This window comes from Poseidonocella sp. HB161398 (assembly GCF_005870025.1).
Taxonomy (GTDB): Bacteria; Pseudomonadota; Alphaproteobacteria; order Rhodobacterales; family Rhodobacteraceae; genus Mangrovicoccus.
Genome location: NZ_VATA01000005.1, coordinates 182,288 through 208,446, shown reverse-complemented (window position 1 = coordinate 208,446; position 26,159 = coordinate 182,288). Strand labels below are relative to the sequence as shown.

General features: G+C 69.5%; 20 protein-coding genes and 3 pseudogenes. 4 read left to right on the top strand and 19 right to left on the bottom strand.

The window, feature by feature from the left end; translation table 11 throughout:
* The 11 genes and pseudogenes from FGX59_RS06695 to FGX59_RS06645 all read right to left on the bottom strand — a co-directional run.
* Positions 1–823, bottom strand: an 823-nt coding sequence (locus FGX59_RS06695; protein ID WP_138465741.1) for an alpha/beta fold hydrolase, incomplete at its 3' end; no start/stop codon positions are given.
* A gap of 23 nt (positions 824–846) precedes the next feature.
* A complete protein-coding gene (locus tag FGX59_RS06690; RefSeq protein ID WP_138465740.1) occupies positions 847–1,719 on the bottom strand; it encodes an alpha/beta fold hydrolase in 873 nt (290 codons plus the stop codon).
* A 271-nt stretch (positions 1,720–1,990) separates the two neighbouring features.
* Positions 1,991–3,565 carry an ATP-binding protein gene (locus FGX59_RS06685; RefSeq protein WP_138465739.1) on the bottom strand — a complete coding sequence of 525 codons (1,575 nt, stop codon included), beginning with the start codon at positions 3,563–3,565 and terminating at the stop codon, positions 1,991–1,993.
* A gap of 25 nt (positions 3,566–3,590) precedes the next feature.
* Complete coding sequence (locus FGX59_RS06680; RefSeq protein ID WP_138465738.1) at positions 3,591–3,959, bottom strand: response regulator transcription factor; 369 nt, start codon at positions 3,957–3,959, stop codon at positions 3,591–3,593.
* An 87-nt stretch (positions 3,960–4,046) separates the two neighbouring features.
* The gene (locus tag FGX59_RS06675; RefSeq protein WP_138465737.1) at positions 4,047–4,667 is read right to left on the bottom strand and encodes a response regulator transcription factor; all 621 of its coding nucleotides are present in this window, start codon (positions 4,665–4,667) and stop codon (positions 4,047–4,049) included.
* A gap of 550 nt (positions 4,668–5,217) precedes the next feature.
* Complete coding sequence (locus tag FGX59_RS06670; protein ID WP_138465736.1) at positions 5,218–5,862, bottom strand: LysE family translocator; 645 nt, start codon at positions 5,860–5,862, stop codon at positions 5,218–5,220.
* A 2-nt stretch (positions 5,863–5,864) separates the two neighbouring features.
* Positions 5,865–6,905: an isopenicillin N synthase family oxygenase gene (locus tag FGX59_RS06665; RefSeq protein ID WP_138465735.1), complete on the bottom strand. Its 1,041-nt coding sequence runs from the start codon at positions 6,903–6,905 to the stop codon at positions 5,865–5,867.
* A gap of 68 nt (positions 6,906–6,973) precedes the next feature.
* Positions 6,974–8,332 (bottom strand): ATP-binding protein, encoded by a 1,359-nt coding sequence (locus FGX59_RS06660; RefSeq protein ID WP_138465734.1) that lies wholly within the window; start codon positions 8,330–8,332, stop codon positions 6,974–6,976.
* 233 nt (positions 8,333–8,565) lie between these two features.
* Positions 8,566–9,337 (bottom strand): annotated as a pseudogene (locus FGX59_RS06655) (hypothetical protein); the annotation flags it as partial.
* 105 nt (positions 9,338–9,442) lie between these two features.
* A pseudogene (locus tag FGX59_RS06650) lies at positions 9,443–9,605 on the bottom strand (IS5/IS1182 family transposase); the annotation flags it as partial.
* Between the two features lie 101 nt (positions 9,606–9,706).
* A pseudogene (locus tag FGX59_RS06645) lies at positions 9,707–10,806 on the bottom strand (aldehyde dehydrogenase family protein).
* Here FGX59_RS06645 and FGX59_RS06640 point away from each other — a divergent pair.
* On the top strand, positions 10,696–12,123 hold the full coding sequence (locus FGX59_RS06640) for a LysR family transcriptional regulator (RefSeq protein WP_240722287.1): 1,428 nt from the start codon (positions 10,696–10,698) through the stop codon (positions 12,121–12,123). The pseudogene FGX59_RS06645 and the gene FGX59_RS06640 sit on opposite strands and share 111 nt — an antisense overlap.
* On the opposite strand, the gene FGX59_RS06635 is transcribed toward FGX59_RS06640, so the two are convergent.
* Positions 12,087–12,773, bottom strand: a complete 687-nt coding sequence (locus tag FGX59_RS06635; RefSeq protein WP_206078293.1) for an SDR family oxidoreductase — start codon at positions 12,771–12,773, stop codon at positions 12,087–12,089. The genes FGX59_RS06640 and FGX59_RS06635 overlap by 37 nt on opposite strands.
* Before the next feature lie 118 nt (positions 12,774–12,891).
* Between FGX59_RS06635 and FGX59_RS06630 the strand changes: the two genes are divergently transcribed.
* Positions 12,892–13,806, top strand: coding sequence for a LysR family transcriptional regulator (locus FGX59_RS06630; protein ID WP_138465731.1), 915 nt, complete (start codon positions 12,892–12,894; stop codon positions 13,804–13,806).
* 795 nt (positions 13,807–14,601) lie between these two features.
* Here FGX59_RS06630 and FGX59_RS06625 read toward each other — a convergent pair.
* The 5 genes from FGX59_RS06625 to FGX59_RS06605 all read right to left on the bottom strand — a co-directional run bounded on the left by FGX59_RS06625 (position 14,602) and on the right by FGX59_RS06605 (position 19,240).
* Positions 14,602–15,660, bottom strand: a complete 1,059-nt coding sequence (locus FGX59_RS06625; RefSeq protein WP_138465730.1) for an L-idonate 5-dehydrogenase — start codon at positions 15,658–15,660, stop codon at positions 14,602–14,604.
* A 10-nt stretch (positions 15,661–15,670) separates the two neighbouring features.
* A complete protein-coding gene (locus FGX59_RS06620) occupies positions 15,671–16,948 on the bottom strand; it encodes a TRAP transporter large permease (protein ID WP_138465729.1) in 1,278 nt (425 codons plus the stop codon).
* A complete protein-coding gene (locus FGX59_RS06615) occupies positions 16,948–17,460 on the bottom strand; it encodes a TRAP transporter small permease (RefSeq protein WP_171060539.1) in 513 nt (170 codons plus the stop codon). The genes FGX59_RS06620 and FGX59_RS06615 overlap by 1 nt, the downstream gene beginning before the upstream one ends.
* Positions 17,461–17,532: 72 nt before the next feature.
* Entirely contained in the window at positions 17,533–18,507 is a 975-nt protein-coding gene (locus FGX59_RS06610) for a TRAP transporter substrate-binding protein (RefSeq protein ID WP_138465728.1), read from the bottom strand.
* 28 nt (positions 18,508–18,535) lie between these two features.
* Positions 18,536–19,240 carry a GntR family transcriptional regulator gene (locus tag FGX59_RS06605; protein ID WP_206078292.1) on the bottom strand — a complete coding sequence of 235 codons (705 nt, stop codon included), beginning with the start codon at positions 19,238–19,240 and terminating at the stop codon, positions 18,536–18,538.
* A gap of 125 nt (positions 19,241–19,365) precedes the next feature.
* Between FGX59_RS06605 and uxuA the strand changes: the two genes are divergently transcribed.
* Both uxuA and FGX59_RS06595 read left to right on the top strand, forming a co-directional pair.
* Positions 19,366–20,577 (top strand): mannonate dehydratase, encoded by a 1,212-nt coding sequence (uxuA, locus tag FGX59_RS06600; protein WP_138465727.1) that lies wholly within the window; start codon positions 19,366–19,368, stop codon positions 20,575–20,577.
* On the top strand, positions 20,574–22,040 hold the full coding sequence (locus FGX59_RS06595) for a mannitol dehydrogenase family protein (protein WP_370295824.1): 1,467 nt from the start codon (positions 20,574–20,576) through the stop codon (positions 22,038–22,040). The genes uxuA and FGX59_RS06595 overlap by 4 nt, the downstream gene beginning before the upstream one ends.
* Positions 22,041–23,618: 1,578 nt before the next feature.
* Here FGX59_RS06595 and FGX59_RS06590 read toward each other — a convergent pair.
* Positions 23,619–25,103, bottom strand: a complete 1,485-nt coding sequence (locus FGX59_RS06590; RefSeq protein ID WP_138465726.1) for an FGGY-family carbohydrate kinase — start codon at positions 25,101–25,103, stop codon at positions 23,619–23,621.
* Positions 25,069–26,070, bottom strand: coding sequence for a sugar-binding transcriptional regulator (locus FGX59_RS06585; RefSeq protein ID WP_138465725.1), 1,002 nt, complete (start codon positions 26,068–26,070; stop codon positions 25,069–25,071). The genes FGX59_RS06590 and FGX59_RS06585 overlap by 35 nt, the downstream gene beginning before the upstream one ends.
* Positions 26,071–26,159 lie beyond the last annotated feature (89 nt).

The window sequence follows — 26,159 nt, the reverse complement described above, 5'->3', positions numbered from 1 at the left end:
CCTCGCCCGTCAGGACGGCCGGCAGGTCGGCATTGACCGGGGCCTGCCGGGTCTGGGCCAGCCCGTGATCGCCGCCGGGATAGAGGCGCAGCGGGGCGTCCTTCAGGATCCCGGCCGTGCGCAGGGCCGAGGCGCCGACCGGCACGATCTGGTCGTCATCGCCATGGCCCGCGAGCACCGCCACGCCGATCTTCTGCAGATCCGCGGTGAAATCGACCTCGGAGAATTCGCGGATGCAGTCGAGCTGGGCCTTCAGCCCGCCCGCCATGCCCTGCCGCCAGAACTCCTGCCGGAGCCCCTCGGCCATCGCCGCGCCGGGGCGGTTCATGCCGTAGAAGGGCAGCGCGAGATCGAGGAAGACCTGCGAGCGGTCGGCCAGCGTGCCCTCGCGGAGGCCGTCGAAGACGCTGACCGGCAGGCCGCCGGGATTGGCCTCCGTCTGCAGCATCAGCGGCGGCACGGCGCCGAGCAGCACCGCCTTCGCCACCCGGCCGGTGCCGTGGCGGCCCATGTAGCGGGTGATCTCGCCGCCGCCGGTGGAATGGCCGACGAGGATCAGGTCGCGCAGGTCCAGCGCCTCGATCAGCCCCGCCAGGTCGTCGGCATACTGGTCCATGTGATTGCCGTCCCAGGTCTGGGACGAGCGGCCATGGCTGCGCCGGTCATGGGCGATCACCCGGTAGCCCGCCAGCCCGAGGAACACCATCTGCGCGTCCCAGGCATCGGCCGAGAGCGGCCAGCCATGGGAGAACAGCACCGTCTGGCCGGTCCCCCAGTCCTTGTAGAAGATCTGCGCGCCGTCGGATGCTGTATGGAAAGGCATGCCGTGTCTCCTTCGATGGCCGCTCAGAGCGGGGTGCTGCGGGTGAAGCCCGCGATCAGCGCGGCGGTGAAGACAGGCTGCTGGTGCTGCGGGCCATGGCCCGCCTGCGGGATGGTGACGAGATGCAGCGTCGGCCAGGCGCGGTTCAGCGCGTGCCAGTTCTCCACCGGGAAGACGATCTCGTGATCGCCGGAAATGACCAGAACCGGCATCTCCGTGCCGCGGAAGAAGGCGCCGTAGCGGTCGCCGGGATCGGGAAAGATCGCCTCCGGGTCGGACGAGGCCTTCAGGAGCGCGAGGAAGGTCTCCTGCGGCACTGGCGGGCTGGGATCGGCGCTGCGCGCGGCGATGCGCTGGTGCGAGGCGGTGCCCGCGGCGCGGCTGGCGGCGGAGGCGGGCTCGAAGAACAGCACGAGTTCGTCCTCGAGGTCGTTCTCGGGCTTCAGCGCGGTCTCGTAGAAGACCGGCTCCTGGCCGTGGGGCTGCGGTCCCGGCGGGGTGGTACCGATCAGGACCAGGTGGCTGACCCGCTCGGGGTGCTCGGCGGCGAAGACCTGCACCGCGACGCCGCCGAGCGACCAGCCGCCCAGAACGAAGCGCCCGATCCCCAGCGCGTCGGCGAGGTCGAGCACGTCCTGCGCCATGTCGGCGCGGATATAGGAGGGCGTGCCGGTCGACTGGCCGAGGCCGGAATAGTCGAAGACGGTGACGGTGAAGTCCCGCGCCAGCGCATCGAGGAAGGCCGGGTCCCAGCTGTCCATCACGCCGCGGAAGCGCAGCGCGAGGATCAGGTCGGGACCGGTGCCGATCTGCCGGTAGGCAAGGCGCCGGCCGCGGCTTTCGGCATGGCGGGTGGGAACGGTGGCGGCGGTGCGGGGGCGGACGATCTGGTCCATCGGATTTCCTCCTCGGAGTTGCAGTCTGGGCAGGCAGGAGAGAGCCCCATGCGGCGATGGCCGGGCGGAGCAGCATGCGTCGGGCGGGGCGGCAGGGGGCTTGCGCCCCAGGGCCGGGCCGCGGGACAGCGGCACGGTGCGTGGTGTCCGGGAGCTCAGGGGGGGCCGTTTTCCGCGGCCGCCTCTGGCTCCCCTGCCCTCTCGGGCGCCTTCTGTCACTCAGGATGGCGGAGGTGGGGCAGCGGGGAAATCGTCCCTCGGGCCCCGCGGATCATACCTTGGTATGAGCGAGGATGCCGCCAGGGCAGACGGGCAGGTCGACCTCGAACAGCGCGCCGCCGCCGGGGCGGTTCCCGGCGCGGATCTCGCCGCCGAACCGCCCGGCGATGCCGCGCGCGATGGCCAGGCCCATGCCCATGCCGGTGGCGCGGGTGGTGAAGAAGCTGTCGAAAAGCCGGGGCAGCACCTCCGCGGCGACACCGGGACCGGTATCGGCAATGCCCAGAAGGACGCGGCCGCCGCGGGTCCCGGTCTCGAGGGACAGCAGCGGCGCGGGGGTGTCCGCCATCGCCTGCAGCGCGTTCATCGCCAGATTGACCACCACCTGCTGCAGCTGCACCCGGTCGGCCAGAACCACGGGGTCCGAGCGGCAGAGCCGGGTCTCGACCCGGGTGCCGCTGCGGCGGATCTCGTGGTTGAGGAAGGTCACCGCATCGGCGATCACGGCATTGACGGGCACCGGTCCCGGCTCGGGCGCGTGGCCCGAGGCCATCGCCCGCACCCGGCCGACGATATCGGCCGCGCGGCAGGCATCGGCGCCGACACTGGCCATCAGCGCGCGCACCTCGTCGAGTTCCGGCGGATCGCGGTCGAGCCAGCGCTGCCCGGCGGCGGCATGGGCGGCAATGGCGCCGAGCGGCTGGTTGATCTCGTGGGCGATCGAGGCGGCAAGCTCGCCCAGCATCGAGACCCGCGCCGCATGGGCCATCTCGTCCTGCATCCGCGCCAGCGCCTGCTGCGCCGCCACCAGTTCGCTGAGGTCGATCACCCCGACGAGCAGCGTGCCCTTGTTCATCGTGTCGGCCGGAAAGCAGGCGGTGAAGAGCGCCGGGAATTCCCGCCCGTCGATGGTCCGGAGCCGGGTCTCGGCCGAGAAATTCGGCGCCCCGCCGACCGCCGCGGCCACCGAGGCGGCGAAAACGCCGGAACTGGCCTCCGGCCAGAACGGCTCCACCGAGCGCAGCAGCTCCTCCTTGCCGCCGCCTGCCCGGCCGAAGGTGGCGACGGTCTGCTCGTTGACGTCGATCACCCGGGTGGCCCGCATCATCTCGCGCACCAGCGCCGGGTTCGCCGCGAAATGGCCGGGCCAGTCCGCCACCGCGCCGGATTTCCTCAGCCGGTAGAGCATCTCGCCCACCGGGAAGAAATCGAGTTCCCAGAACGAGGCGGCCATGGCCTGGAACAGGTTGCGGTAGCGGTGCTCGCTCTTGCGCAGCGCCTCCGCCGCGGCGCGTTCGGCGGTGATGTCGCGGCCGGTCTCGACAATGGCCGCCTCCGGGCCCTCGCCGCGGCGCCAGCGGACATGCACGATCCGGTCCCGGCCATCCGCCCCCGGCCGCGGCAGCGCGCCTTCCCAGGCGCCGGTGCTCTCGAGCGCGGCCAGCGCCTCCTCCGGTCCGGCGCCGGTGCCGAAGAGATCGGCGGCGAACCGGCCGATCGCGCGGGCGCGGGGCAGCCCGTAGAGCGTCTCGGCGGCGGCGTTCCATTCCAGGATCAGCCCGTCGGTCCGGCGCAAGAGGACGCTTTCGGGGATCAGGTCGAGGAACCCGCCGAGCCCGCCGGTCATGCGGCCGCTCCGGTTCCGCTGTGCCCTACCCGCCCATCGCCCGCGAGAGGCAAAGGGCCAGCTCCTGCGGATCGAAGGGCTTCTGCAGCAGGCACACCGCGCCGCTCTCCCGGGCGGCCCTCGGCCATTGCTCCCCGGCCAGGGCCGTGACCAGGATCACCGCCGCGCCGCGGTCCCGCGCCCCGAGCGTGCGGGCCAGCTCGATGCCGCTCATGCCGGGCATCTGGATGTCCGACACCACGCAGCCGACCCGGTCCGGGGCGCCGGATTGCAGGAAGTCCTCGGCCGAGGCAAAGCCCAGGGCCCGGCAGCCGAGCGACCGCAGGAAGCCTTCGAGGGCGGCACGGAACGAGGCATCGTCGTCGACGATGGCCACGAGGGGATTGGCGAACACCGGCTGGTCCTTTCCGGGCGGCGATGGGGCCGCCTTCCGGTCCGACTCTAGCGCTCATGTGTCTGCCATGAAAATCATACCCAGGTGTTAGCCGCTGCGGCCGAGGCCGAGAAGCGCGGCCAGCCGCACCAGGTCGGGAAGCGTCCGCGCGCCCATCTTGCGCATGGCGGCGCCGCGGTGGATCTTGACCGTCACCAGGCTCAGCCCCAGCTCGCCCGCGACCTGCTTGTTCATCAGCCCCTCGACGACCAGCTCCATCACCTGCCGCTCGCGCGGCGACAGCGTCGCCAGCCGCGCCTCGGCCTCTGCCCTTTCGCGCCCGGACGCCCGCCGCACCCGGTCGCGGGCCAGCGCCGCCGACACCGCGTCGAGCATGTCCTGGTCGCGGAACGGCTTGGCAAGGAAATCGACCGCCCCCGCGCGCATGCCGCGGACGGTCATCGGGATGTCGCCGAAGCCGGTCATCAGCACGACCGGAAGCTGCACGCCAAGGGACTGAAGCTGTTCCTGCAGTTCCAGGCCGCCGGTGCCGGGCATGCGGATGTCGAGGACCAGGCAGCCTTCGACATCCGGCCGCCCGGCCTCGAGGAACTCGCGGACGGAACCGTAGGTCTGCACTTCGATGCCGACAGACCGCAGCAGGCTCGATACCGCGCTGCGCATCGAGGGATCGTCATCCAGGACATGCACCAGCGGGACCGGTTCCATGCGCGCAGTATTCCGCCGATCCGGGATTCCGGCAACTGAAACCCGCGGTGGCGCTGCCGAACAGGCCGAGCTGCCGGAGGGAGAAGCCCGGGCGGCCCGGGAAAGAGCGCGGATCGCGCCCGCTCCCGGGGCGCAGCTGCTGCGCGCGGGGATGATGTTCCGCTCCCACCGCCGCGGTGCGGTGCGCCTCCGGGCGAACGGATGCGCTGCCCGCGCCTTCCGAGCGGAAGGGCATGGAGATGCCCAGCCCGGGTCCGGCCCGGGTCCGCAAGCAGCCTTGCCGCGGACAACCGCCGCGGATTGCGCGGGCACCGGGCCGGGGGGAACGGCGGAAATGCTCTGCCCGGGCGTCCGGGACTGCCCATTTCGACCGGCGGGTTCCGCTCTGCAGGGCGCGCGCGGGTCGGCCTGCAGAGATGGCCGAAGCCTCGCCCAGGGCACGGCCTGGATCAGCGTCCTCTGGAAATTCCCGAAGGTGGTCATGCACGGGCAACGGATCGGCTGGATCAGGGGCGCGGAGCCGCGCGGTTTCCGGTCCGATTCGCTGCCCTCACATTTGCAGGCTGATCGCGATGCCAATCAAGACAAGGCCGCACCCGTATGCCAGGTATTCTCGCAATTTGCTTTGGCGATTAATGGACTTGGCCAATGTGCCGCCGAGAAACGCCACTGCAAGGTCAGAGGGAAGCGCGGTCAACGGCACGAGGATGCCGAGGATCATGAGCTGAAGCCTGCCATTTATGTCGCTTATCATTTCCATGTCCGAACTGACAAATGGCGGCAGGAAGAGCGCGAAGAACAGAATGGTTTTCGGATTGAAAAGCTCCACCAATGCGCCCTGCCAAATGATGCCTGGCAAATTCTCCCGTTCAATGGCGTCAACTTCAAGCGCTTGCTGCGCTTTGTCGCGCGCGCGAATTACCATGCTGGCTCCAAGCCATGCCAGGTACGCTGAACCGGCATAGCGGAGGGTCAAGATCAACCAGTCCGCAGTTTTGAGAAGCGCCGCCATTCCAAAGGCCGTCGCAACCGCCAACAGGACACCTCCCAAGCTCAAGCCGATCGCGGAAGCCAAACCCGCAGAACGGCTTTGCCCGACGCTCCGGGACAATACGTACAACATGGACGGTCCCGGCGTCAGGCTAAGGGCGAAACCGGCGAGAGTGACTGCGATGATTATCTCCAGTTCCGGCATTGTCAGGCAACCTTCCCATGCAAACGGGTTTCGAAGGGGTTCAATGCCTGGGCAGATGCAAGATGCAGACCGTGCGAATTGCATACGATCGACTTCGAGCGCCTGAAATACGGGAAGTCTCTCATCAGCATCCGTTCAAGGTGCTCCCCCGCGAAAATCGGCTGGTATTTCGGCATCTCGTCGTCCCGAAGGAGCTGCTGGAAGGGCCTGATCTCGGCATCGTGGTTTGCGGCCACGAAATATGGCAGCGAGAACCGTTCCGGACTCAGGTTCAAAACCCGATGAGGCGTCGATCTGAGGATGCCGTTGGTCCAGGCTTCGAGCATGTCGCCGACATTCACGATCAGGGTTGCCGGATCTACGGGAACATCGACCCAGGTATCATCCCGCGTCATTGCCTGAAGCCCCTCGTTCCGGGTGTGCAGAAGCGTCAGGCATTCATAATCGGTATGAGCGCCCATATTCACGGATCGCGGATCGGTTGCCTGCGCCTCGCGCACGTAGTGAAGCAGGCGCAATTGCGATACGGGCTTGCTCATCTTGCTTGTTATGGCTGCATCCGGCAATCCCAGATGGGTCTCCAGGCACCCGCAGAGACGTCGGCCAAGAGCGGAAACCTGTCTGTAGTATTCGCCGACAACACTTTTGAATCCCAGCAGCTCCGGCCAGACATTCGGCCCTAGAATGCGGTTGCCAGCCAAATAGTCGGGGTCAGTGTGAGGCAGGTCGAGACCGAGATCATAGGCCTCGTAGCACCGGTTCTTTTCGTCCGGATAATCCCCCTTTTCATTGAAGGGGACATATCCGCGATGATTGATGCTTTTCCCGATATAGTACTGGCTTTTGAATTCTTCCGGCATCGAGAAAAATCGCTTGGCCTGCTGGTACGTCGCTTCGATCAGGTCGAGATCAATTCCATGATCGCAGATCCGCAGAAAGCCGATGTCTTGCGCCGCCTGCCCGATCTCGTGACAGAGCGCGACATACTTTTCATCTTTTTCTCTTTTGAGGTTGGACAGGCTGATAAGGGGGGGTTCGTGCATGGATCCTCGCAACCGAACGGGTAAATGGTCCCACCATTGGTTGCGACATGCCCTTGAACTTGAGTTAATTACATGGGTGAAATAGCCGAAAAATATAGATGAAACGTCGAGCCCTCGCCAATTTTCGAGTCGACGGCGACGGTGCCCTTCGATTGCTGCATGAAGCCGAACACGGTCGACAGACCAAGGCCCGTGCCTTCGCCTGCCGGTTTCGTCGTGAAGAACGGATCGAATATCTGCTGCAGCTGGTGCTCGGGTATTCCAGTTCCCGTGTCGCTGACACTCAGACGGACAAATTTTCCGGGTTCGAGCTGCAGCATGCGGGCTTCGGGATCAGACGCCATTACGGAGACATTCTCAATTCGGATATCGATCCGGCCACCGTCCGGCATCGCGTCGCGGGCATTGACGATCAGGTTCAGAAGGGCATTCTCTGCAGCGCTCCGGTCTATTTTCGTGGGCCAGGCTCTTTCCGAAAGATGGATCCGGACCGAAATGCTGTCAGGCAGAACGCGTTTGCTCCAGTCGAGCGTCGAATCCACCAGCTCCCGGATATCCACGACTTCGGCTTCCAAATGCGCCCGTTGCGCGAAGGCCAGCATGCTGCGGACCAGCGCGGCGCCCTTCTTGGATGCGGTCCGGGCGGCCGCCAGGCATTCGCCGACTTCGGGGTCGCGCGGACTGATCACCTCGTCCAGTATGTCCAGGTTTCCCGAAACGGCCGTGAGGATATTGTTGAAATCATGCGCGAAGCCGCCGGAAAGCCGTCCAATCGCCTCCAGCCGCCGCGCCTCGAAGAGCTGCGCTTCCAGGGCCTTGCGATTGTTGATTTCCCTGGTCAGCCGCGTGTGAGCGTCAACCAGATCATGATACCGTCGCGCCGAACGCTCCGTCTCCTCCAGGAGCTCCAGTTTCGCGCTTGTCATGGCGGCAACTGTCGTAAGTATCTCCAGCTCCGTCTGACCGAAGGCTCCGGGCTCCGGATGTTCGCTGTCGATGACGCCGACCACGCGGTTCCCGAAGATCATCGGGACGCAAATTTCCGATCGCGCCGGTTTCGTATCGGGAATGTAGCTCTTGTCATGGAGGAGATCCTCGACGATGACGGCCTCTCTGTTCTGGGCCACGCGTCCCGTAATCCCCTGTCCGAACGGGATTTTAAGCGGGTTTATGATGCTGCGTCCAAACGGGTTCTTGTCGCCCAGGGCTGCGGCTTGCGTCAGGATCGTTTCGTCGAGATTCGACGTGTAGATCACGCAGTCCACGAAGTTCAGCTTCCCGACGACGTTCTGCGCCACGTACCACAGGAGGTCGTTGGCGTTCGGGATGCTCATCACATTGATCGCGAAATCATTGAAAATCCGGAGCAGCAACGCTTCGCTGCTCTGTTCGCCCGGGCTCGTTTTCGCAGCTGAGTGAGAGAACATGCGCCGTTTCCCATTTTGGCCCTTCGCAAGCGGGCCCCTCGCCAGCTTGGATAGCGACTTGATTTCTTGCGATTATTGACTGCCGCGCGATAGGAAGATCTCACCGCCTTATGGAAAAGTTAGTGTTCGCTAGTTGTTCAGAATTTGGTTAACAATTCGTAGAGGATCGCTCTGGCTCCGTGCCCGGTTCGCCGCATCTCAGGGCGCGGCTGCGAATGACGCGGATGTGGATCTTGGCGGTCGGGTGACCTCGAGGCAATCCGCTCGCCGGAGCACTTGAGGGGGCTCATCGCGTCCTTGATCCGGCCGCGGACATGATCGCCGGACCGCCGCTTTCAGAGTGGGCCGGAACCGTGCCGCCAATGGCGCCGCGAAAGTCCGGTGAACGCGGCCGCGTCGCCGGGGATGTGGTTGCGCGCCAGGGCAGCCGGGCAGCGCTCCTCCCAGAGACTGCCGCTTCTGCGGATGGGAGCGAGGGCATGACTGCTACCTGTCCGAACGAATGCCCGAGCGCCAGGTGCCTCCGCGCGCCAGGATCGCCGCATGGCACCGGCGTGTGTCGAAGGCGCTGCCAGCGGTGCGCGGAGTTGCCCATCGCGGCGCCATCGGTCCGAGCCCGATGGGCGACGGCGCACCCGCTGGCAGCTTGCCGGTGACCGTGCCGATCTTTTCGTCTCTCGAGGTCTGGTCGAGGAGCTCCGGTAGGCCCGGACTGTCCCCCTCTCGGCTGGTGGTGAACGCCGCCGCCCGGATGCCGCCGGTCGCCGTGTCCATGCCAGGGACCTTGCGGTGCTGGCGGCGACGGGTGCCGTGCTTCCCGGCCAGCCACTCATTCGTCGGGCTTTCGCGGTGCCGCTGGCGCCACGGTCCCGTCTCGCTTTGACCTCGGCTGGGCGTGGAGAAGCTCGGCACCGGCCAGTCCGCGCCGGCCATTTCGAAGATGCCGGTCGTTTTCCCGAGCGGCAGACCGAAGAGCACCTTAACCATCAGGCAGCTCTGGAAGGCATGCGCCGGGCAGGGCTCCACCCGGCCGGCCCTCGACGCCTCGCCCCTTACCATTCGCCGCTGGCGCCGACCGGTCCGGACTCCCCCGGACCGTCTTCTGATCCTGCTCATTCCGAAAGGACCCGCGGACGCCCAGGCTTGCCTGCCTTCGGCGCGCGCCAGGCCATGTCCTTGTCCAGCCAGAGCAGGAGCGACCTGCCCGCTTCAGCGCGGCATTGCAGGAGTTCCAGTTCGTGCTGCGATAGCGGGCAGGCTCGGGCTTCGTCATGCCTGGCTCCTAACCCGCCGGAGTCACGCAGTGACTCCCGGAAGCCGCTGAGGTCCGCATTGACGCCAGCCAGTTGGCATCTTGCAGGGCGTCGATCCGCATCAGGCCTCTCCAGCGCTGGCATAGGCGGTCTTGACGGTGGTGTAGAACTCTGCCGCCCCCGGCCCTGTTCGCGCGGCCCGTGGGACCTGTCGCCGCGGCCGCCGAGGGGACGTGGTCGTCGGGCCCGGCGGTGGGCAGGGTCGCGGTCACCACCCCGGCGCGGGCATTGCGGCGGGAATGCGTGGCGCGCGACCGCGAGCGGGTCACGATGCCGGAGGTCAGGCCTCAGCGGGTGTCATTGACCACCGAAAGCGCCTCGTCTTAGCTGCCGACCCGGATGACCGAGGTCAGCGGCGCGAACATTTCCTCGCGGTTGATGCGCCTGTCGTTCGTGGTGTTCAGGAACACGCCCGGGGACATGGAGTGGCCGTCGCAACCGGTGCTGACGGGCGCGCCGACGCAGGCGCGCTCAGCGCCTTCGGAGCGGCCGAGCGCGACCTAGGCGAGGTCCTCCCGCAGCTGCTGCGCGCTGGCGACGGGGCCCATCTGGGTGCCCTCTTCCAGCGCATGACCGACCTTCATCGCGCGGGCGCCCGCCACAAGCCGGTCGACGAAGGCGTCATGGATCGCGTCATGGACCACCAGCCGCAAGGAGGCCGCGCATTTCTGCCCGGTGCCGCCGAAGGCGCCGCCAAGTGCCGGCGAGACGGCCAGATCCAGATCGGCATCCTCCGTCACCGCCAGCACGTTCTTCGATCCTATCTCCATCTGCAGCTTGGTCGGGTTGGCGATGTCCGCCGCCGCGATCTCGCGACCGACCGGCACCGAGCCGGGGAAGGAGATCGCGTCAACCTCCGGGCTTTCCGCCGGGCGGCGGCCGATGCTGCCGCCCGCGCCCATCACCAGGCTGAACAGCCCCTCGGGGATGTTCTGAAAGCAGCGGGCCTGGTTCCCCGGCGCGGCTCATCAGCTCGGTGCCGGTGGCCATCAGCACAGCCCGCCGCCGCTCGGCGCCGTCGCCCGCCCAGTCCCGCTGCGCCAGCGCCGCGTGCGGCTGCGCGCGGCCGGCCTGGGCGAAGATCCCCGCGAGCTCGGACAGATCCCACGGGTTGCGGTTCTCTCTTTCGCGCTCGCCGGCCAGCCATTCCCCGGCAATCAGCTTCTACTAGAGCACGCCCATGGACCATTCGCCTCGCAGTCCGTCACGTCGCGACAGCTATGGACGCGGCTCGGGGATTCAGGAGAACTTGAATTTCTCAACTCAATTTCAGACAAACTGAAATATTGGCGCAAGATGCTGAAAATCGGGACCCTTCACGGCTTTTCCGCCGTCGCCCGCAGCGGAAATCTTCGCGACGCTGCCGACACTCTCGGCAGGACGCGCTCTGCCGTGCCGAGGATGCCGAAGCGGATGGATGCGCATCTGGGCGAGGCCCTCTTCGGGACCACCCGCAAGAATCGCCTGACTGCCCTGGGGGCCTTCGTGTTGGAGCAGGCCCCGAGGGAACTGCAGCAGTTCGACAACACGGTCCGCGCGATCGAGGACTTTGCCAAGGCGGTCTACGGCTCGGTGCGGATCGCCACGGTTCCCTCGGTCGCGGGCACGATCATGCCGCAGGTCTTCCAGCGCCATATCGGCGCCTTCAGCCAGGTGCAGATCGAATTGCGGGACATGGATTCCGGCTCCATCATCCACGCGCTGTCGCGCGGCAGGATCGACATCGGCATCGCGACGGCCGGCGGCCATGCCCCGGGCCTGGAGGGCCGCCTCTTGATGGCGGAGGCCTTCGGCGCGATCTGCGCGCCCGGCCATCCGCTTGCCGCCGCCGTCGGCCCCGTCGCCTGGGAAGAGCTGGTGGGCGAGCGCCTCATCGCCGACAGCCTGGCCGAGAGCTTTCCCGGCGGTCTCGCCCGCCGCCTGCAGGAGCGGTCGCTGCTCAAGGCGCGGAACGTCATCCCGATTCTCCGCATGGTGCGGGCGCGGATCGGCATCACGCTCCTGCCGCAGAGGACGGTGCTGGCCTTCCCGCCGGGCGAGCTGGTCTTCCGTCCGCTGGCGGATGGCCTGGCCCGGCGCGAGCTGCACCTCCTGCGCCGCGCCGGGATCAGCCTCTCCCCCGCCGCCCAGCTGCTGGAGCGGCATATCCTCGACACCGTGGCCGACATGCGGGAAGCCTGCTGGGCCCGCCGTTCCGTTACGGCGGCAGGACGCGCGCGATGCCGGCGGAAGGCGGCCCTGGCGGATCGGCGCTGCTCCGCGCGCCATAAGGGCCGCGCGGCGGCCCGCGTCCCGAAAGGGGCGCAACCGGCTTTCCGCGGCGGGCGAAGCCCTTGCCGGCGCAGCGCCGGACCGGCGGAGATGCCCGGGCTGCCCGGCCCGGCGCGCTCCGCGGATAGCAGGCACGGGGACGCTCTCCGCCAGACGCGGCAGCGATGGCGTCACCAGGCGACCGTCCTGCCATCGCGGTCCAGGTAGCGCAGACCCGGTCTGCCGACCTGCGCGAGCAGCAGTTCCGCCAGCTTCGGCGCGGACTCCGCCAGGGTGTAGCGCGCCCCTTCGCCGCCGAGCTCCGTGCGGATCCAGCCCGGCGCGATCAGCAGCAGCGGCCGGGCGCCGCCTGCCCGGATTGCATAGCTGCGCATGAACTGGTTCAGCGCGGCCTTCGATCCGCGGTAGAGCTCGCGCCCGCCCCGGGTGTTCTCCGCGATGCTGCCCTGCCCCGAGGACATGACGGCGATGGTTCCCGCGGGCGCCACCAGATCGCCCAGCGTCTCGACCGCCCGCATCGGACCGAGGGCATTGGTCAGCATCACCCGGGCGAATTCCTCCGGGCTTGTCCGGCCGATGGTCTCGTCCTGGTTCGGGCTGGCCGTGCCCGCATTGACCAGCAGGATATCGAAACGCCGGCCCTCGAGCCGCCGGCGCAGCGCCGAGATCTGCGCCGTGTCGGTGATGTCCACCGAGGCGATCTCCACCGCGTCCGGGTGGTCGCTGGCCAGGACGCGAAGCGGCGTCGGCGCGCTGCCGCGGACCGTGCCGGTGACGTGCCAGCCGCGGGCGAGAAGCTCGGCCGCCACGGCCAGCCCTATGCCGCGGGACGCGCCGATGACGAGAATGCGCTGCATCAGGATACTCCGGTTGTGTCTCATGCCTGCCCAGCTGGGGACGGGCCTCGGCTTGCGCCAGACGCCCCGGCCGCAACAAGTCATTGCATGCGGCGCAAGTCCGGCACAGGAAGGTGCCATGAGCGAAACCGACCTCAATCTGCTGCGCGCGCTCGATGCGCTTCTCGAAACAGGCAGCGTGACGCGGGCCGCGGCGCGATCGGGGCTCAGCGTCTCTGCCATGAGCCGCGCGCTGTCGCGGCTGCGCACGGCCACCGGCGATCCTCTCTTCGTGCGGGCCGGGGGGCGCCTCGTGCCGACGCCGCATGCGCTGGCCCTTGCAGAGCGGGTGCCCGATCTCCTTGCCCGGGCCGAGGCCGTGCTGGCACCTGCGGAGGCGGCGCTTGCCCCTTCCGCGATCGACCGGACCTTCACGCTGCGCGCCGGCGAGGGCTATGTCCGGCGCTTCGCGGCGCCCCTGCTGGCCGAGCTGCACCAGGCCGCCCCGCTGGCGCGCCTGCGCATCCTGGCGAAACCGGCGAAGGAGGCCGCCCCGCTGCGGGCCGCAGAGGCCGATCTGGAAATCGGCGTCCTCGGCGACTTCGCCCCGGAGGTGCGCGCCCGCGTCCTGTTCCGCGACCGGTTCGTGGCGGCGGTGCGCCACGGCCATCCGCTCCTGCCGGGTCCGGTGACGGCCGCGCGCTTTGCGGCCTGCCTGCATGTCGTCGCGTCCCGCCGCGGGGCGGTGTCCGGACCGGTCGACGACGCGCTGGCGGAACTGGGGCTCGTCCGCCGGGTGCTGGCTGTCGTTCCGGGCTTCCCCGACGCGCTTGAGATCGCCCGGACCTCCGACCTCCTGGCCCAGGTGCCCAGCTCGGTCCTGCCGCCGGACATGGCGGAAATCGCCCTGCCGGTCGCGGTCCCCGGCATCACCGTCTCGGCCCTGTGGCACCCCCGCCTCGACGCCGACCCCGCGCAGCGCTGGTTCCGCGAGCTCGTGTTCGGCGTCACCCGGGCGGGCATGAAGCCCGCCGCATCCCGTGCGGGGGCATGACGCCGCCACCGGCAGGGCGACCCTCCCGATGGCCGAGAGCAGGCCCATTGGCAGTCCGCCGAGAAGCTCCGGGCGGCGGCAGGAGATCCGTCCGCGTTCTGCCTGACCTGCCCGCTTCCGGGGCGGTCTCCGCAGACGCCGGAACGGGTGCGACGGCCGCTCCTCGCGGTTTTCATTCGCCGGGCTGCGGGGGCGCAGGCGTGCTCCTGTGCTCGGGCGCGCTTGCCCTCCCCGGGACAGCCACCCCGCGCCGCCATCTGGCCGGCGCGGGGCGGAGCACACATGCGGAGGACGTGCACCCCCCTGCGCGCGGCACCGGTGGCTGTGCCCGTTGCATGCTGGCCAAGACCCGGCATGTCCCGAGGAACGGCACCGCAGAGCCCGGCACGGCGGCGCAGGCCGGGTCCGGCAGAGCGTTACGGAATAGCCAGAGGGACGCGGCCTGTGCCCCGTCCAGACGGATGTCCGCGCCGGTCAGGCAGGCAGGGCACGGGCTGGCAGGGCGGGACCTCCGGTGGCCAGCGGCCCGCGGAGGACGTCGGCCCTGGTCTGCGGCAGCGCCTGCAAGATGCTCCGCATTGAATGGCGGCGGCGAGGCGGTCGCGGCATGCACCGGAAGATGCCGGGGGAGCTGCGGCCGGGCAGTCCGGGCCATTCCGGGCAGGCGGCGCCGGGCCGGGACGGTCAGCGCGCGCTCCCGCTGGCCGTAGCAGCCCGGGCGTCTTGCCGGGAGTGCCCCCGCGCAAAGGCGATGCCGGGGCGCAGGGGCGGCCGGCCGGAGCCGGGCCGGTGCGGTCAGGAGGATTTGCCGAAGATCAGCTGCACCTTCACCGCCTGGCTTCGGTCGGACGCGACGGCAATGGCCTCGACCGCCTGGGCGCCGTCGAACACATGGGTGACGACGGGGGCGAGGTTCAGCGCGCGGCTGTTGATCAGCTCCACCGCCTGGCCGAATTCGGCGCCGAAACGGTGCGTGCCGACGAGGTTCAGCTCCTTCGCCACCAGCATGTTGAACGGGATCGGCGTGTCGCCCATCACGCCCACCTGCACGATCGTGCCCAGCGGCCGGGTGCAGGCAATGGCGCTGCGCAGCGCCGGGGCGGCGGCGGAGCATTCGAAGACGAGATCGAACTGCCCCTTCTCGGCGGCCCAGGGCTCCAGCCCCTCGGGTTCCGCGGCGACATTCACCACCCTGGTCGCGCCGACCTGGCGGGCGATCTCCAGCGTGGCGTCCTGCAGGTCGGTAACGACGATCTCCGCCGCGCCGAAATGCTTCGCCAGCGCCACGCACAGCACGCCGATCGGACCGGAGCCGGTGACGAGGACGCGCTTGCCCTCGATCGGTCCGGCGATCTCCGTCGCGCGGGTGACGGCGCGGCGGCAGACGGCCAGCGGCTCGGCCAGCGCCGCCTCGGTCGGGGGCACGCCCTCGGCCACCGGATGGCACTGCCCCGCGCCGATGGCGACGATGTCGCGCATGAAGCCCTGCTCGTGCGGCAGGAACATCGCCGAGCCCTTGAACCGCATGTTCATGCAGTGGATCGGCTGGCCGGCCTTGCAGAACCGGCAGGTGCCGCAGGGATGGGACGGGTTGATCGCGACGAGTTGGCCGGGCTCCAGCCCTTCGACGCCCTCGCCCACCGAGGCGATGCGCCCGGCGGCCTCGTGGCCGAGGATGATCGGCTCGCGCACCCGGATCGTGCCGATGCCGCCATCGGAATGGTAGTGCAGGTCCGACCCGCAGAACCCGGCAGCGGCGATGGCGACCGTGACCTGGCCGGGGCCGGCTTCGGGCGCGGGCTCGGTCTCGAGGCGCAGGTCCTTCTGTCCGTGGAGGCGAACGATGCGGTTCATGGGAAGCGTCCTAGTTGGAGAGCAGGTTGGGAAGCCAGGTGCTGAAGAACGGCACGTAGGACACGAGCAGCAGCACGGCGAGGTTGGTCAGGATGAAGGGCCAGATCGCCTTGGTGATCCGCCCCAGCGAGATCCGCCCGATCCCCGCGCAGATGAAGAGGCAGACGCCGACCGGCGGCGTGGTCAGGCCGATCATCAGGTTCAGCACGGCGAAGGTGGCGAAATGGATCGGGTCGATGCCCACCCCGGTGGCCAGCGTCAGGAGCGGCACGAAGAGGATGATCAGCGCGGCGATCGTCTCCATGAACATGCCGACGAACAGCAGCACGATGTTGATCAGCAGGATGACGACGAACTTGTTCGTCGTGACCGACAGGACGGAGTCGGCGATCATCTGCGGGATGCGCTCCGAGACCAGGATCCAGCCGAAGACATTGGCCAGCCCCACGAGCAGCAGGATCGCCGCCGCGGAGATCGCGCTGTCGACGAGGATGCGCGGCACGTCGCGGATGTTCAGGCCGCGATAGACGAAGGCGCCGACCACGAAGGCGTAGATCGAGGCGACTATGGCAGTCTCGGTCGGCGTGGCGAAGCCCGAAAGCATGCCGCCGACGATCAGCGCGGTCATGGCCACGGCCCAGAAAGCGCCGAGGAAGGCGCGGAACAGCTCGCCGAAGCCCTGCCAGGGCTGGCGCGGGAAGTCGTTCTTCCGCGCGATGATCCAGGCGGTGACCATCATGGCGACGCCCATCAGGATGCCCGGAAGCGCGCCGGCGATGAACATCTTGCCCACCGAGATGCCCGACAGCGTGCCGACGATGATCATCGGCACCGAGGGCGGGATGATCGGCCCGACGGTGGAGGAGGCGGCAGTGATCGCGGCGGAGAAATCGACCGGATAGCCGGCCTTCTTCATGCCGGGGATCATCATCCCGCCGATCGAGGCGGCATCGGCCGCGGCCGTGCCCGAGATGCCGCCGAAGAGCATCGAGGCCGCGACGTTGGTCAGGCCGAGCCCGCCGCGCATCCAGCCGACCATCGCCTGGGCGAGACGGACGATGCGCGTGGTGATGCCGCCCTCGTTCATCAGGTTGCCCGCCAGGATGAAGCCCGGGATGCACAGCAGCACGAAGCTGTCGATGCCGGCATACATCTTCTGCGGGATGGTCACGAAGGGGATCCCGGCCTCCCACAGATAGGCGAGCGAGGCGACGCCTAGGGTCACGGCGACGGGAATGCCGAGGATCAGGCCGAGGACGAAGATGCCGAGAAGAAGGGCCAGGCCCATCAGAGTTCCTCCGGAGCGTTGTGGGGCAGGCCGTCGTCATTGCCGGCCAGCATGCCGATCACCCGCAGCAGCGCGAAGATGCCGAGCACCAGCAGCGCGACCAGCGCGGCCGCATGGACCCAGTTCATGTGGATGCCGAGCGCGGGCGCGGTCTGGCGCGCGCCGATCTTGGTGAAGAACGCGGCGGGCGAGATCAGCACGAAGGCGAAGCCGGCCGTCACCGCCGCTGCGAAGAGGCGCAGCAGCCAGGGCAGCCTGCCCGGCAGGGCCTCGCTGACCAGGTCGACATTGACGAGCGCGCCCGAGCGCAGCCCCAGCCCCGCGCCGAAGGCGGTCAGCCAGAGCAGCGCGAAGCGGGTCAGCTCCTCGGTCCAGATCACGGTCGGGATCACGCCCGACCGGCCCAGAAGCTGCACCACCACGGCGGCGATGATGACGAGGAAGGCGGCGCCCGTGCCGATGCGGGCCAGGGTCACGAGGACCTGCGTGGCAAGTGAGATCAGGCGTTTCATCGGGACTCCGCTGATGCTGGAAGGGCCGGAGGGCGGGAGCGGCCGCCCTCCGGAGGTCGGACCGGAACGGCGTCAGTCGGCGAAAAGCGCCTCGACATCCGGCTTGATCTCGTCGGAGACCGAGGCGAGCACGGCGTCTTTCGCCGCCGCGGCGAAGGCCTCGCCGTCGACATCGACGAATTCCATGCCGGCCGCGGTCAGCTCGTCGACCAGTTCGGCTTCCTGCGCGGTGAAGAGCTCGCGCTCGTAGTCCTGCGCGACCTTGGCGGCCTCCATGACGGCGGCCTGCTGCTCCTCGGTCAGCTTCTCCCAGGAGAGCTCGGAGATGGTCAGGTAGATCCAGGAGCGGACATGCTCGGTCTTGTTGACATAGCCCTGCACCTCGTTGAAATTCGCCGACTTGATCAGCGCCAGCGGGTTCTCCTGGGCCTCGATCGTGCCGTTCTGCAGCGAGGTGAAGACCTCGGAGAAGGCCATCGGGGTCGGGTTGGCGCCGAGCGCCTTCCAGACGTTCAGGAAGAGCGGCACGTTCGGCACGCGCATCTTCAGCCCGTCCAGGTCGTCGGGCGAGGTGATCGGCCGGTTGGAGGTCAGGTCGCGCGGGCCGCGGGCGAAATAGGCGATCGGGCGGATGCCGACCTTCTCGATGATCTCGGCCTCGATGCGGTCGCCGAGCTCGCCGGAGGCGACGGCGTCCATGTCCTCGAGCGAGCTGTAGGCATAGGGAATGGCCAGCAGCGCCGCCATCGGCGCCCAGTTCTGCAGCGACTCGCCGGTGATGGTCATGTCCGCGGTGCCGAGCTGCATGCCGTTGATGATGTCCATCTCCTTGCCGAGCGTCTCGTTGGGATAGACCTCGACCGTGACTTCGCCATCGGTGCGGGCGGCGACTTCCTCGGCGAATTTCACCGAGGCAAGATGCCAGGTGTTCTGCTCGTTGGCCGGGTGGCCGAGCTTCAGCGTGACATCGGCCAGGGCGCCAGCGCTCAGCGCACCGGTGGCAATGCCCGCCAGAAGCAGGGTCTTCAGGGTCTTTGCGACAGTCATGGTATCCTCCCGTAAGGTCGCTGCGGCGTCAGGCCTGGTCGGCCTGGGGTTCGAAATGCTGCGGACAGGCGGCGCGGATGGCCGCCAGATCCGACAGGATCATCTGAAGGTGCCCGCGCATCGCCGCCTCCGCGGCGGCGGCATCGCCGGCCTCGACGGCGTCGACGATGGCGGTGTGCTGGGTCAGCAGGTGGTCGAAGGGCAGAGTGGCCGTGGTCAGGCGGCGCACGCGGTCGAGCTGGGATTTCATCCCGTCGATCACGTTCCAGGCGTTCGGGCGCCCTGCCCCCTCGGCCAGCGTGCGGTGGAAGAGGTCGTCGAGCTCGACGAAGCCGGCCGGATCGCCGCCGCCCAGGGCCCGCTGCGCCGCAAGCTGCGCGCGCAGGTCGCGGACCAGCTCCGGCGTCGCGTTCGCGGCGCAGGCCTTCGCGACATCCGCCTCGATCGCCTCGCGGACGAAGCGGGCGTCGAGCACCGCGTTGACGTTGATCTTGCGCACGAAGGTCCCGCGCTGGGGACGGACCTCCAGCAGCCCCTCCTCCGCCAGCTTGATGAACACCTCGCGCACCGGCTGGCGGCTGACGCCGTAGCGCTGGCCGATCTCGGCTTCGGAAATGCGCACGCCGGGCTGGAGCGCGTTGGAAACGATGGCCCCGCGCAGGATCCGCATCAGCTGCGGGCCCACCGCGAGGGTCGGGTCGAGCATCTGCCCGGGCTGGGTCTCTGCGGTCATGGTCCTCTCCTCCACGGCGACTGAATGCACCATACTTCCATACTAGTCAACCGGGTTCTTTCCGTGCTATCCCGATGGCGATGATTGCGCAAACGCGCTGAACTGCGACGAGCGGGAGGAATAGGATGCGTCAGACCTGGCGTTGGTTCGGTCCGAAGGACCGTGTGAGCATCGACGACATGATGCAGGCGGGTGTCGAAGGCGTCGTCTCGGCACTGCACCATGTGCCGACAGGCGCCGTCTGGACGCCGGAGGAGATCGCGCAGCGCCAGCGCGAGATCGCCACGCGGAAGGACGGACGTCCCTCGCCGCTGGGCTGGGACGTGGTCGAATCGCTGCCCGTCTCCGAGGACATCAAGAAGCAGCAGGGCGACTGGAAGGCCCATGTCGCCAACTGGAAGACCTCGATGCGCCACCTGCGCGAGGCCGGGATCGAGGTGATCTGCTACAACTTCATGCCGGTGCTCGACTGGACCCGGACGAACCTGGCCTGGGAGCGCCCGACCGGCGCGCGCTGCATGCGCTTCGACCTGGTCGATTTCGCCGCCTTCGACATCCACATCCTCGCCCGCAAGGGCGCGGCGGAGGATTTCCCCGAGGACGTGGCCGAGGCCGCCGCCCGCCGCTTCGCCGGAATGGACGACGCGGAGAAGGAATTGATCGCCGGCAATGTCGTCTTCGGCCTGCCCGGCGCGGCCGAGACCTTCACGCTCGAGGACGTGCGCGCGCATCTCGCCGAATACGACCGCATCTCCGAGGAGGTGCTGCGCGGCCACCTGATCGACTTCCTGTCCGAAGTCGCGCCGCTGGCCGAGGAGCTGGGCGTGCGGCTCTGCTGCCATCCCGACGATCCGCCCTTCCCGCTCCTGGGCCTGCCGCGGATCATGTCGACCGAAGGCCAGTACCGCGCGGTGCTCGACGCGGTCGACATCCCCGCGAACGGCGTGACCTTCTGCACCGGCTCGCTGGGCGCGCGCCCCGACAACGACACCGTGGCGATCTTCAAGGCGCTGGCCGACCGGGTGCATTTCCTGCACCTGCGCAATGTCAGCATCGAGGGGACCGGGGTGAAGAACTCCTTCTTCGAGGACGAGCATCTCTCGGGCCATACCGACATGGTCGGCATGGTCGAGGCGATCTCCCGCGAGGAACGCCGCCGCAAGGCCGCCGGACGCGCCGACTGGTCGATCCCGATGCGCCCCGATCACGGCCAGGACATCCTCGACGATATCGGCCGCGAGGCGCAGCCCGGCTATCCGGCGATCGGGCGGCTCAAGGGGCTGGCCGAGCTGCGCGGTCTCTTCCGCGCCTACGAGCGCGTGCTGGGGGCGCAATGACCATGCGGCTGAGCACGCTGTCGCAGGTGCCGGAGGCGATGCGCCCCGGCTACGATCCGGCCGCGCAAGGCACGGGCATCGTCCATCTCGGGCTCGGCGCCTTCCACAAGGCGCATCAGGCGGCGATGACCGACGCCGCGATGGCCGCCGCTGGCGGCGACTGGCGCATCTTCGGCGTGTCGCTGCGCTCGCCCCGCGCCTCGGAGGAGCTCGCGCCGCAGAACGGGCTCTATACCCTGGTTGAAAAGGGCGCAGAGACCCGGGCCCGGGTGATCGGCGCGATCTCCGGCGCGGCCTGTTCCGCGGGCGATCCGGCGCCGGTGCTGGCGCGAATGGCCGACCCGGCCGTGCGCATCGTCTCGGTCACGGTGACCGAGAAGGCCTACGGGCTCGACCGCGCCGCGGAGGGCTGCGACCCCTCGCATCCGGCCATTGCCGCCGATCTGGCGCAGCCGGAGGCCCCGCAGGGGGTGATCGGCATGATCGTCCGGGCGCTGGCGATGCGCCGCGCCGCGGGCACCCCGCCCTTCACCGTGCTCTGCTGCGACAACCTTCCCGACAATGGCCGGCTGCTGCGCGGCGCGGCCGTCGATTTCGCCCGCCGCACCGACCCGGAGCTGGCCGCCTGGATCGCCGCCGAGGTGGCCTTCCCCTCGACCATGGTCGACCGGATCACCCCGGCCGCGACGGCGGAGACCCTGGCCGAAGCCGCCCGCCTGACCGGATGCGACGACCTCGCCGCCATCGAGACGGAGCCCTTCTGCCAGTGGGTGATCGAGGACGACTTCCCGACGGGCCGCCCGGCCTGGGAGGCGGCGGGCGCGATCTTCACCGAGCGCGTCGCCGATTTCGAGGCGATGAAGCTGCGCATGCTGAACGGCACGCATTCGATGCTGGCCTATGCGGGCTTCCATGCCGGGCGCGCCTTCGTCCGCGACGTGATGGCCGATCCCGCGCTTGCCGCGCTGGTCCGCCGCCATCTCGCGGCGGCGGCGGCGACGCTGCCCGGGATCGAGGGGATCGACACCGCGGCCTATGCGGCGGCGCTGGCGGAGCGGTTCGGGAACCCGGCCATCGCGCACCAGACGTTCCAGATCGCGATGGACGGGTCCGAGAAGATGCCGCAGCGGATCTTCTCGGCGCTGGCCGATGCGCGGGCCCGGGAGGTCGACTGCCGCGCCTTCGCCTTCGCGACCGCCGCCTGGGCAAGGCATGTCTCCGGCTCCGTGCATGACTGCGCGCCCTACGAGCTGCGCGACCCGCGGGCCGGCGCCTTGGCGGCCGCGACCTCCGGGAAGGATGCCGCGGGGATCGTGGACGCCCTGCGCCATGCCGGTTTCGTCTCTGCCGCTGTGGCCGGAGACGACGCGTTCTGGATCAGCGTCCGGAACATCCTGGCGGAGATGCTGGCCCGGCCGATGGCCGAGGTCATCGCCGCCGAGGCGCAGATGGCGGCGGGCTGAGATTGCCGCCGGCCGGCGGCCTCCGGCTTCAGTAGCCGGATCGGCCGCCGTCCGTCCCGGCCAAGCCCCTATAGTCCGCCGCCGCCCGCCGCGCGTCCCGGGCGGCAGTCGTCCGGCCGGCCGCCGCCGGTACTGGCAAGCCGCAAGTGTCCACTGTGGACCGCCGCGCGCGCTGTCAAGCGGCCCGGACGGGAGCGCAGCCGGGCGCCCCCGTCCGCCTCCGCCATCCCGCGCTGCAGCCATGCAGGAGGCGGCCCTCGCGGCCGGAGCCTGCCGGTTGCCCGGACGTCCCCGGTGGCTGCGCAGGCACCCGGGATGGACGTTCCGCCTGCCCGTGCGCCGGTTTGACAGAGCACTGGGAAATGGTTCCGGGGCGTCGCCAATGAGGAAATTCATCCGCATATGGCGAGGCGGCTCACAGAGAAGAACAAGGACAGCCGCCTTCGGGACAGTGTCTCCGGTTCCGCGCCGGCCTCTCTCGCAGGACAGGGCTTGTCAGCCCCCGGTCAGGCCCCGGAACGGGAACCGGATCCGGCGGCGGCCCTGACCTTGGCGCGGCCCAGCGGGTCCTGCCGGCAAGCGTCGGCAGCACGAGCCCGGCTGCGCGCTTGCCCCTTCGGCCGGTCCGAGTTGCGGCATCGCCCGGCCCCGGACGGCCCTGCGCGGACCGGCAGGCACCTGCGGCCTCCCCCGCATTCCGGCCACGAGCCCCGCCCCAAGACCTCGCCGCGGGGCGCCCTGGCTGGACGGGCTAGCGCCTCCACACCCCGGAAGACTGCCGGGATCCCGCTGCCCGCTGGCCGGGACGGCCCGCCCGCCTGTCGATGCCTGTCGATCAGGGCCGCCTGGCCGGCAATCCGCAAGCGCAGGAGGGCATCCCGGGAAACCCGTCCAGTGGACTCGCAAGGATCGGAGGCGGTGGCTTCGGCAGCACAGCGGGCCTGCATCAGATGTCCCGCTCGTCCGCGGCTGCAGATCATGTCCGGGAAGAAGGGCCGCGCATGGCGCCACGGCGGACCTCGCGCGATGGCAGCGTCCGCCCGCCGGATCGCGTCCCCGCCTGACGGGCTGGCCAAGCGCGCGCCGACCACCCGGCCACGGGCCTCCGGGGCCCCGAGGGACGGCGATTCCGTGGGGCTGGCTGCCGTCCTGACCCCGGGCGAGCGAGGCAATTCGGCGAGCATGCCGGACTTGCCTCAGACCGGACCGTTGGCGGCGGAAAGCCGTCGACGCACGGTTGCGGCAGAACAGGACCGTTCCCTGCCAGTTCCGGCGGTCCGGCCCGGGCGGCCGGAGACATTTGGCGCAGGCGGTCCCGCGGCCGGACGCGGCAGGCCGGGGACGCGCAGCAAGGGCCCGCGCGCGCCGACCGTCTGGCATCCGGCCAGAAGGCGGGACGCGAAGCAGCCCCAGCGGCGCTGCCCGGCCCCTCCTCGTGCCGGAGCTCCGGCCCGCCGGAAGCGCGGGACGGCAAATGCGGCAGGCCATCCGGACGCGCCGCCTGCCCGCGCGCCCGGCCGATCCCTCCCCCGGTGCCGGCCACACCGCGCCGGATCGCGGCGCCGGCGCGGGATCCGTTCACGCGGCCACGGGGCTGGGCCGGTAGACGCTCGCCTGCCGGGCCAGAAGCCCCGCCCAGGCCGGGCGCGCCGCCGGGTCCGGACGGATCGCGGGATCCTCGCAGGACATCGCCGCCGCTGCCGCCTCGACCGAGGGATGCCAGCCGAGCCCCGCCGCGGCGAACATCCCGGCGCCGAGCGCCGAGGCCTCGACCGAGCGCGACCGCGCCACCGGCAGGCCGGAGGCATCCGCGAACATCTGCATCCAGAGCTGGTTGATGGCGCCGCCGCCGACCGCCGCGATCCGGCTGGCCTCCAGCCCCTGCCGCTCCATCGCCGCGAGACAGCGCACGCTCTCGGCGGTCAGCGCCTCGAGCGCCCCGCGATAGATATGCGCCGCGGTGTGGCTCGGGCCGAGGCCGGTGATCGCGGCGCGGGCATCGGGGTCCCAGTGCGGGTCCATGCAGCCCGAGAGATAGGGCGAGATGGTGACGCCCTCGGCGCCCAGCGGGATCGCGGCGGCCTGCGCGTCGAGCCGCGAGAAGATCTGCGGATCGTCGCGGCCGCCGAAGAACGTGTCGACCAGCCAGTTCAGCAGATAGGCGCCGGTCCGCTGGACCCCCTCGCAGAAATAGCCCTGCCCGGTCGGCGAGGTCATGGTGCGCCACGACTTGGAGATCCGCGCCTCGGGCGCCCAGGCGCCGATGATCAGCGCGGTGCCGAGATTGAGGTAGATCGTGCCCGCGCGGACGGCATTCGTGCCGAGCCCCGCGCATTGCCCGTCGCCCCCGGCAAGAAACAGCGGCGTCCCCGCCTCCAGCCCGGTCTCGGCGGCCGCCGCCCCGGTCACTTTCCCGGCCGCCGTCCCTGCGGGCAGCGCCTCGGGCAGCTGCGACAGCGACAGGCCGACAGCCTGGCAGACCGGAGCGGACCAGCGCTTCTCCCGGATGTCGAACACGCCCGAGGGATCGGCCGAGATCCAGCTCGTCGCCACGCGGCCGGTCAGCCGCCGCACCAGGTAGCACTGGGCATCGACCACGTGGGCCGCGCGCCGCATCGTCTCGGGTTCGTGCTCGCGCAGCCAGTCATAGCGGGAAATCGGCGGCGTCAGGTCGAAGGGCTTGCCGGTGATCTCGTGGATGCGCTGGCCGCCGAGCCGCGCCTCGAGCGAGGCCAGCTGGCTGCGGCCGCGCTCGTCCACCCAGACGATGGCGGGCCGCACCGGGGTCCAGTCGGCATCGAGAAAGGCGCTGGTCTCGCGCTGATTGGCGATGGCGATCCCGGCGATCCGGTCCGCGCCGACCTGCGCGGTGACCGCGCGGACGGCCTCGCAGAGCGCCGACCACCACTGCGCGGGATCCTGCTCTGCCAGGCCCGGTCCGGGCATGGACATGTCATGGCGGGCGCGCCCCTCGGCGACGGCCTCCCCCTCTCTGGTCCAGGCCACCGCCTTCGTCGATTGCGTCGAGCTATCCAGCCCGATTACCAGATCCTTTCCCGTCATGCCGCTCCTCCTCCAGCAAGCTCCGCGCGATTTCCGCGTCGGTGACGAATTCCGTGACATATCCCCCGCGCAAAGCGGCGCGGATGGCGTCGATCTTGGCCATTCCTCCTGCGACGCAGAGCCGGGCCGGCGCCGCCCTGAGATCGGGCAGCTCCATCCCCATGCGCCGTCCCGAGAGGGGTCCCTCCACCTCGTTCCCCTCCGGATCGATGCAGCGGCCGAGAAGGATCCCGACCGCCCCGAGCCGCATGTACTCCTCCGCGGCCTCTGCCGACATGTAGTCGGGATCCGCGAAGACATGCTCGCCGTCGAGCTCGCCCACGCCGAACAGCACCACGTCGCAGTCCCGCGTCCGCGCGAGCTGCCGGGCGATGCCCGGCTCTGCGGCCAGGCGATCGCGCATCTCTGGCGTCGAGAGCAGCGCCGGCGCATGCAGGTTCTCCGCCCGGGCGCCGGTGCGCGACGCGATCAGCGCCGTGCAGACTTCTGGTGAATGCTCGGCATTCGACAGGGAGCTTCCGGAAACCTGGACAATGCTCATCTCGGGCAGCTGCCTTTCGGGCAGCGCCACCGCCAGCTGGCCGACGGTCCGGCCCCAGGCCACGCCGATCACCGCGCCGGGGCGCATGTGGCGCGCCAGCGCATGGCCGCCCGCCCGGCCGACGGCGCGCCTCAGCTCGGCCATGTCGCCAAGGGCCGGGATCACATGCGCCGAGGCCAGGTTCCAGCGCTCGCAGAGCGCCCGCGCCAGCGACACCGTGGAAAGCAGCTCCGGCGCGATCTCTATCGAGACCAAGCCGCGCCGCCGCCCCTCGGCCAGGTAGTTCGCGATGGTCGCACGGCTCAGCCGCAGCGCAGAGGCGACCTCCGACTGGGTCCGGCCTTCGCCGTAATAGAGCCAGATGGCCCAGGCCACCGCATCGCCTCCGAACTCCGCCGGGACCTGGGCTGGTATGTCTTGCTTCATCCGCTACTCCTGTCGCCCCCCTGTTTTCCGACGACTTCTGACAGATGTCAATTCGGTTCAGCAAATGTCATTGACAAATGTCAGACTTA

Bases quoted from the DNA above. Each gene is read 5' to 3' on its own strand.
- FGX59_RS06625 (WP_138465730.1), bottom strand. From the start codon at position 15,660: ATGAACCGCATCGTTCGCCTCCACGGACAGAAGGACCTGCGCCTCGAG.
- FGX59_RS06675 (WP_138465737.1), bottom strand. From the start codon at position 4,667: ATGGAACCGGTCCCGCTGGTGCATGTCCTGGATGACGATCCCTCGATG.
- FGX59_RS06635 (WP_206078293.1), bottom strand. From the start codon at position 12,773: ATGCAGCGCATTCTCGTCATCGGCGCGTCCCGCGGCATAGGGCTGGCC.
- FGX59_RS06590 (WP_138465726.1), bottom strand. From the start codon at position 25,103: ATGACGGGAAAGGATCTGGTAATCGGGCTGGATAGCTCGACGCAATCG.
- uxuA (WP_138465727.1), top strand. From the start codon at position 19,366: ATGCGTCAGACCTGGCGTTGGTTCGGTCCGAAGGACCGTGTGAGCATC.
- FGX59_RS06595 (WP_370295824.1), top strand. From the start codon at position 20,574: ATGACCATGCGGCTGAGCACGCTGTCGCAGGTGCCGGAGGCGATGCGC.
- FGX59_RS06610 (WP_138465728.1), bottom strand. From the start codon at position 18,507: ATGACTGTCGCAAAGACCCTGAAGACCCTGCTTCTGGCGGGCATTGCC.
- FGX59_RS06605 (WP_206078292.1), bottom strand. From the start codon at position 19,240: ATGACCGCAGAGACCCAGCCCGGGCAGATGCTCGACCCGACCCTCGCG.
- FGX59_RS06585 (WP_138465725.1), bottom strand. From the start codon at position 26,070: ATGAAGCAAGACATACCAGCCCAGGTCCCGGCGGAGTTCGGAGGCGAT.
- FGX59_RS06685 (WP_138465739.1), bottom strand. From the start codon at position 3,565: ATGACCGGCGGGCTCGGCGGGTTCCTCGACCTGATCCCCGAAAGCGTC.
- FGX59_RS06660 (WP_138465734.1), bottom strand. From the start codon at position 8,332: ATGTTCTCTCACTCAGCTGCGAAAACGAGCCCGGGCGAACAGAGCAGC.
- FGX59_RS06670 (WP_138465736.1), bottom strand. From the start codon at position 5,862: ATGCCGGAACTGGAGATAATCATCGCAGTCACTCTCGCCGGTTTCGCC.
- FGX59_RS06620 (WP_138465729.1), bottom strand. From the start codon at position 16,948: ATGGGCCTGGCCCTTCTTCTCGGCATCTTCGTCCTCGGCCTGATCCTC.
- FGX59_RS06615 (WP_171060539.1), bottom strand. From the start codon at position 17,460: ATGAAACGCCTGATCTCACTTGCCACGCAGGTCCTCGTGACCCTGGCC.
- FGX59_RS06665 (WP_138465735.1), bottom strand. From the start codon at position 6,905: ATGCACGAACCCCCCCTTATCAGCCTGTCCAACCTCAAAAGAGAAAAA.
- FGX59_RS06690 (WP_138465740.1), bottom strand. From the start codon at position 1,719: ATGGACCAGATCGTCCGCCCCCGCACCGCCGCCACCGTTCCCACCCGC.
- FGX59_RS06630 (WP_138465731.1), top strand. From the start codon at position 12,892: ATGAGCGAAACCGACCTCAATCTGCTGCGCGCGCTCGATGCGCTTCTC.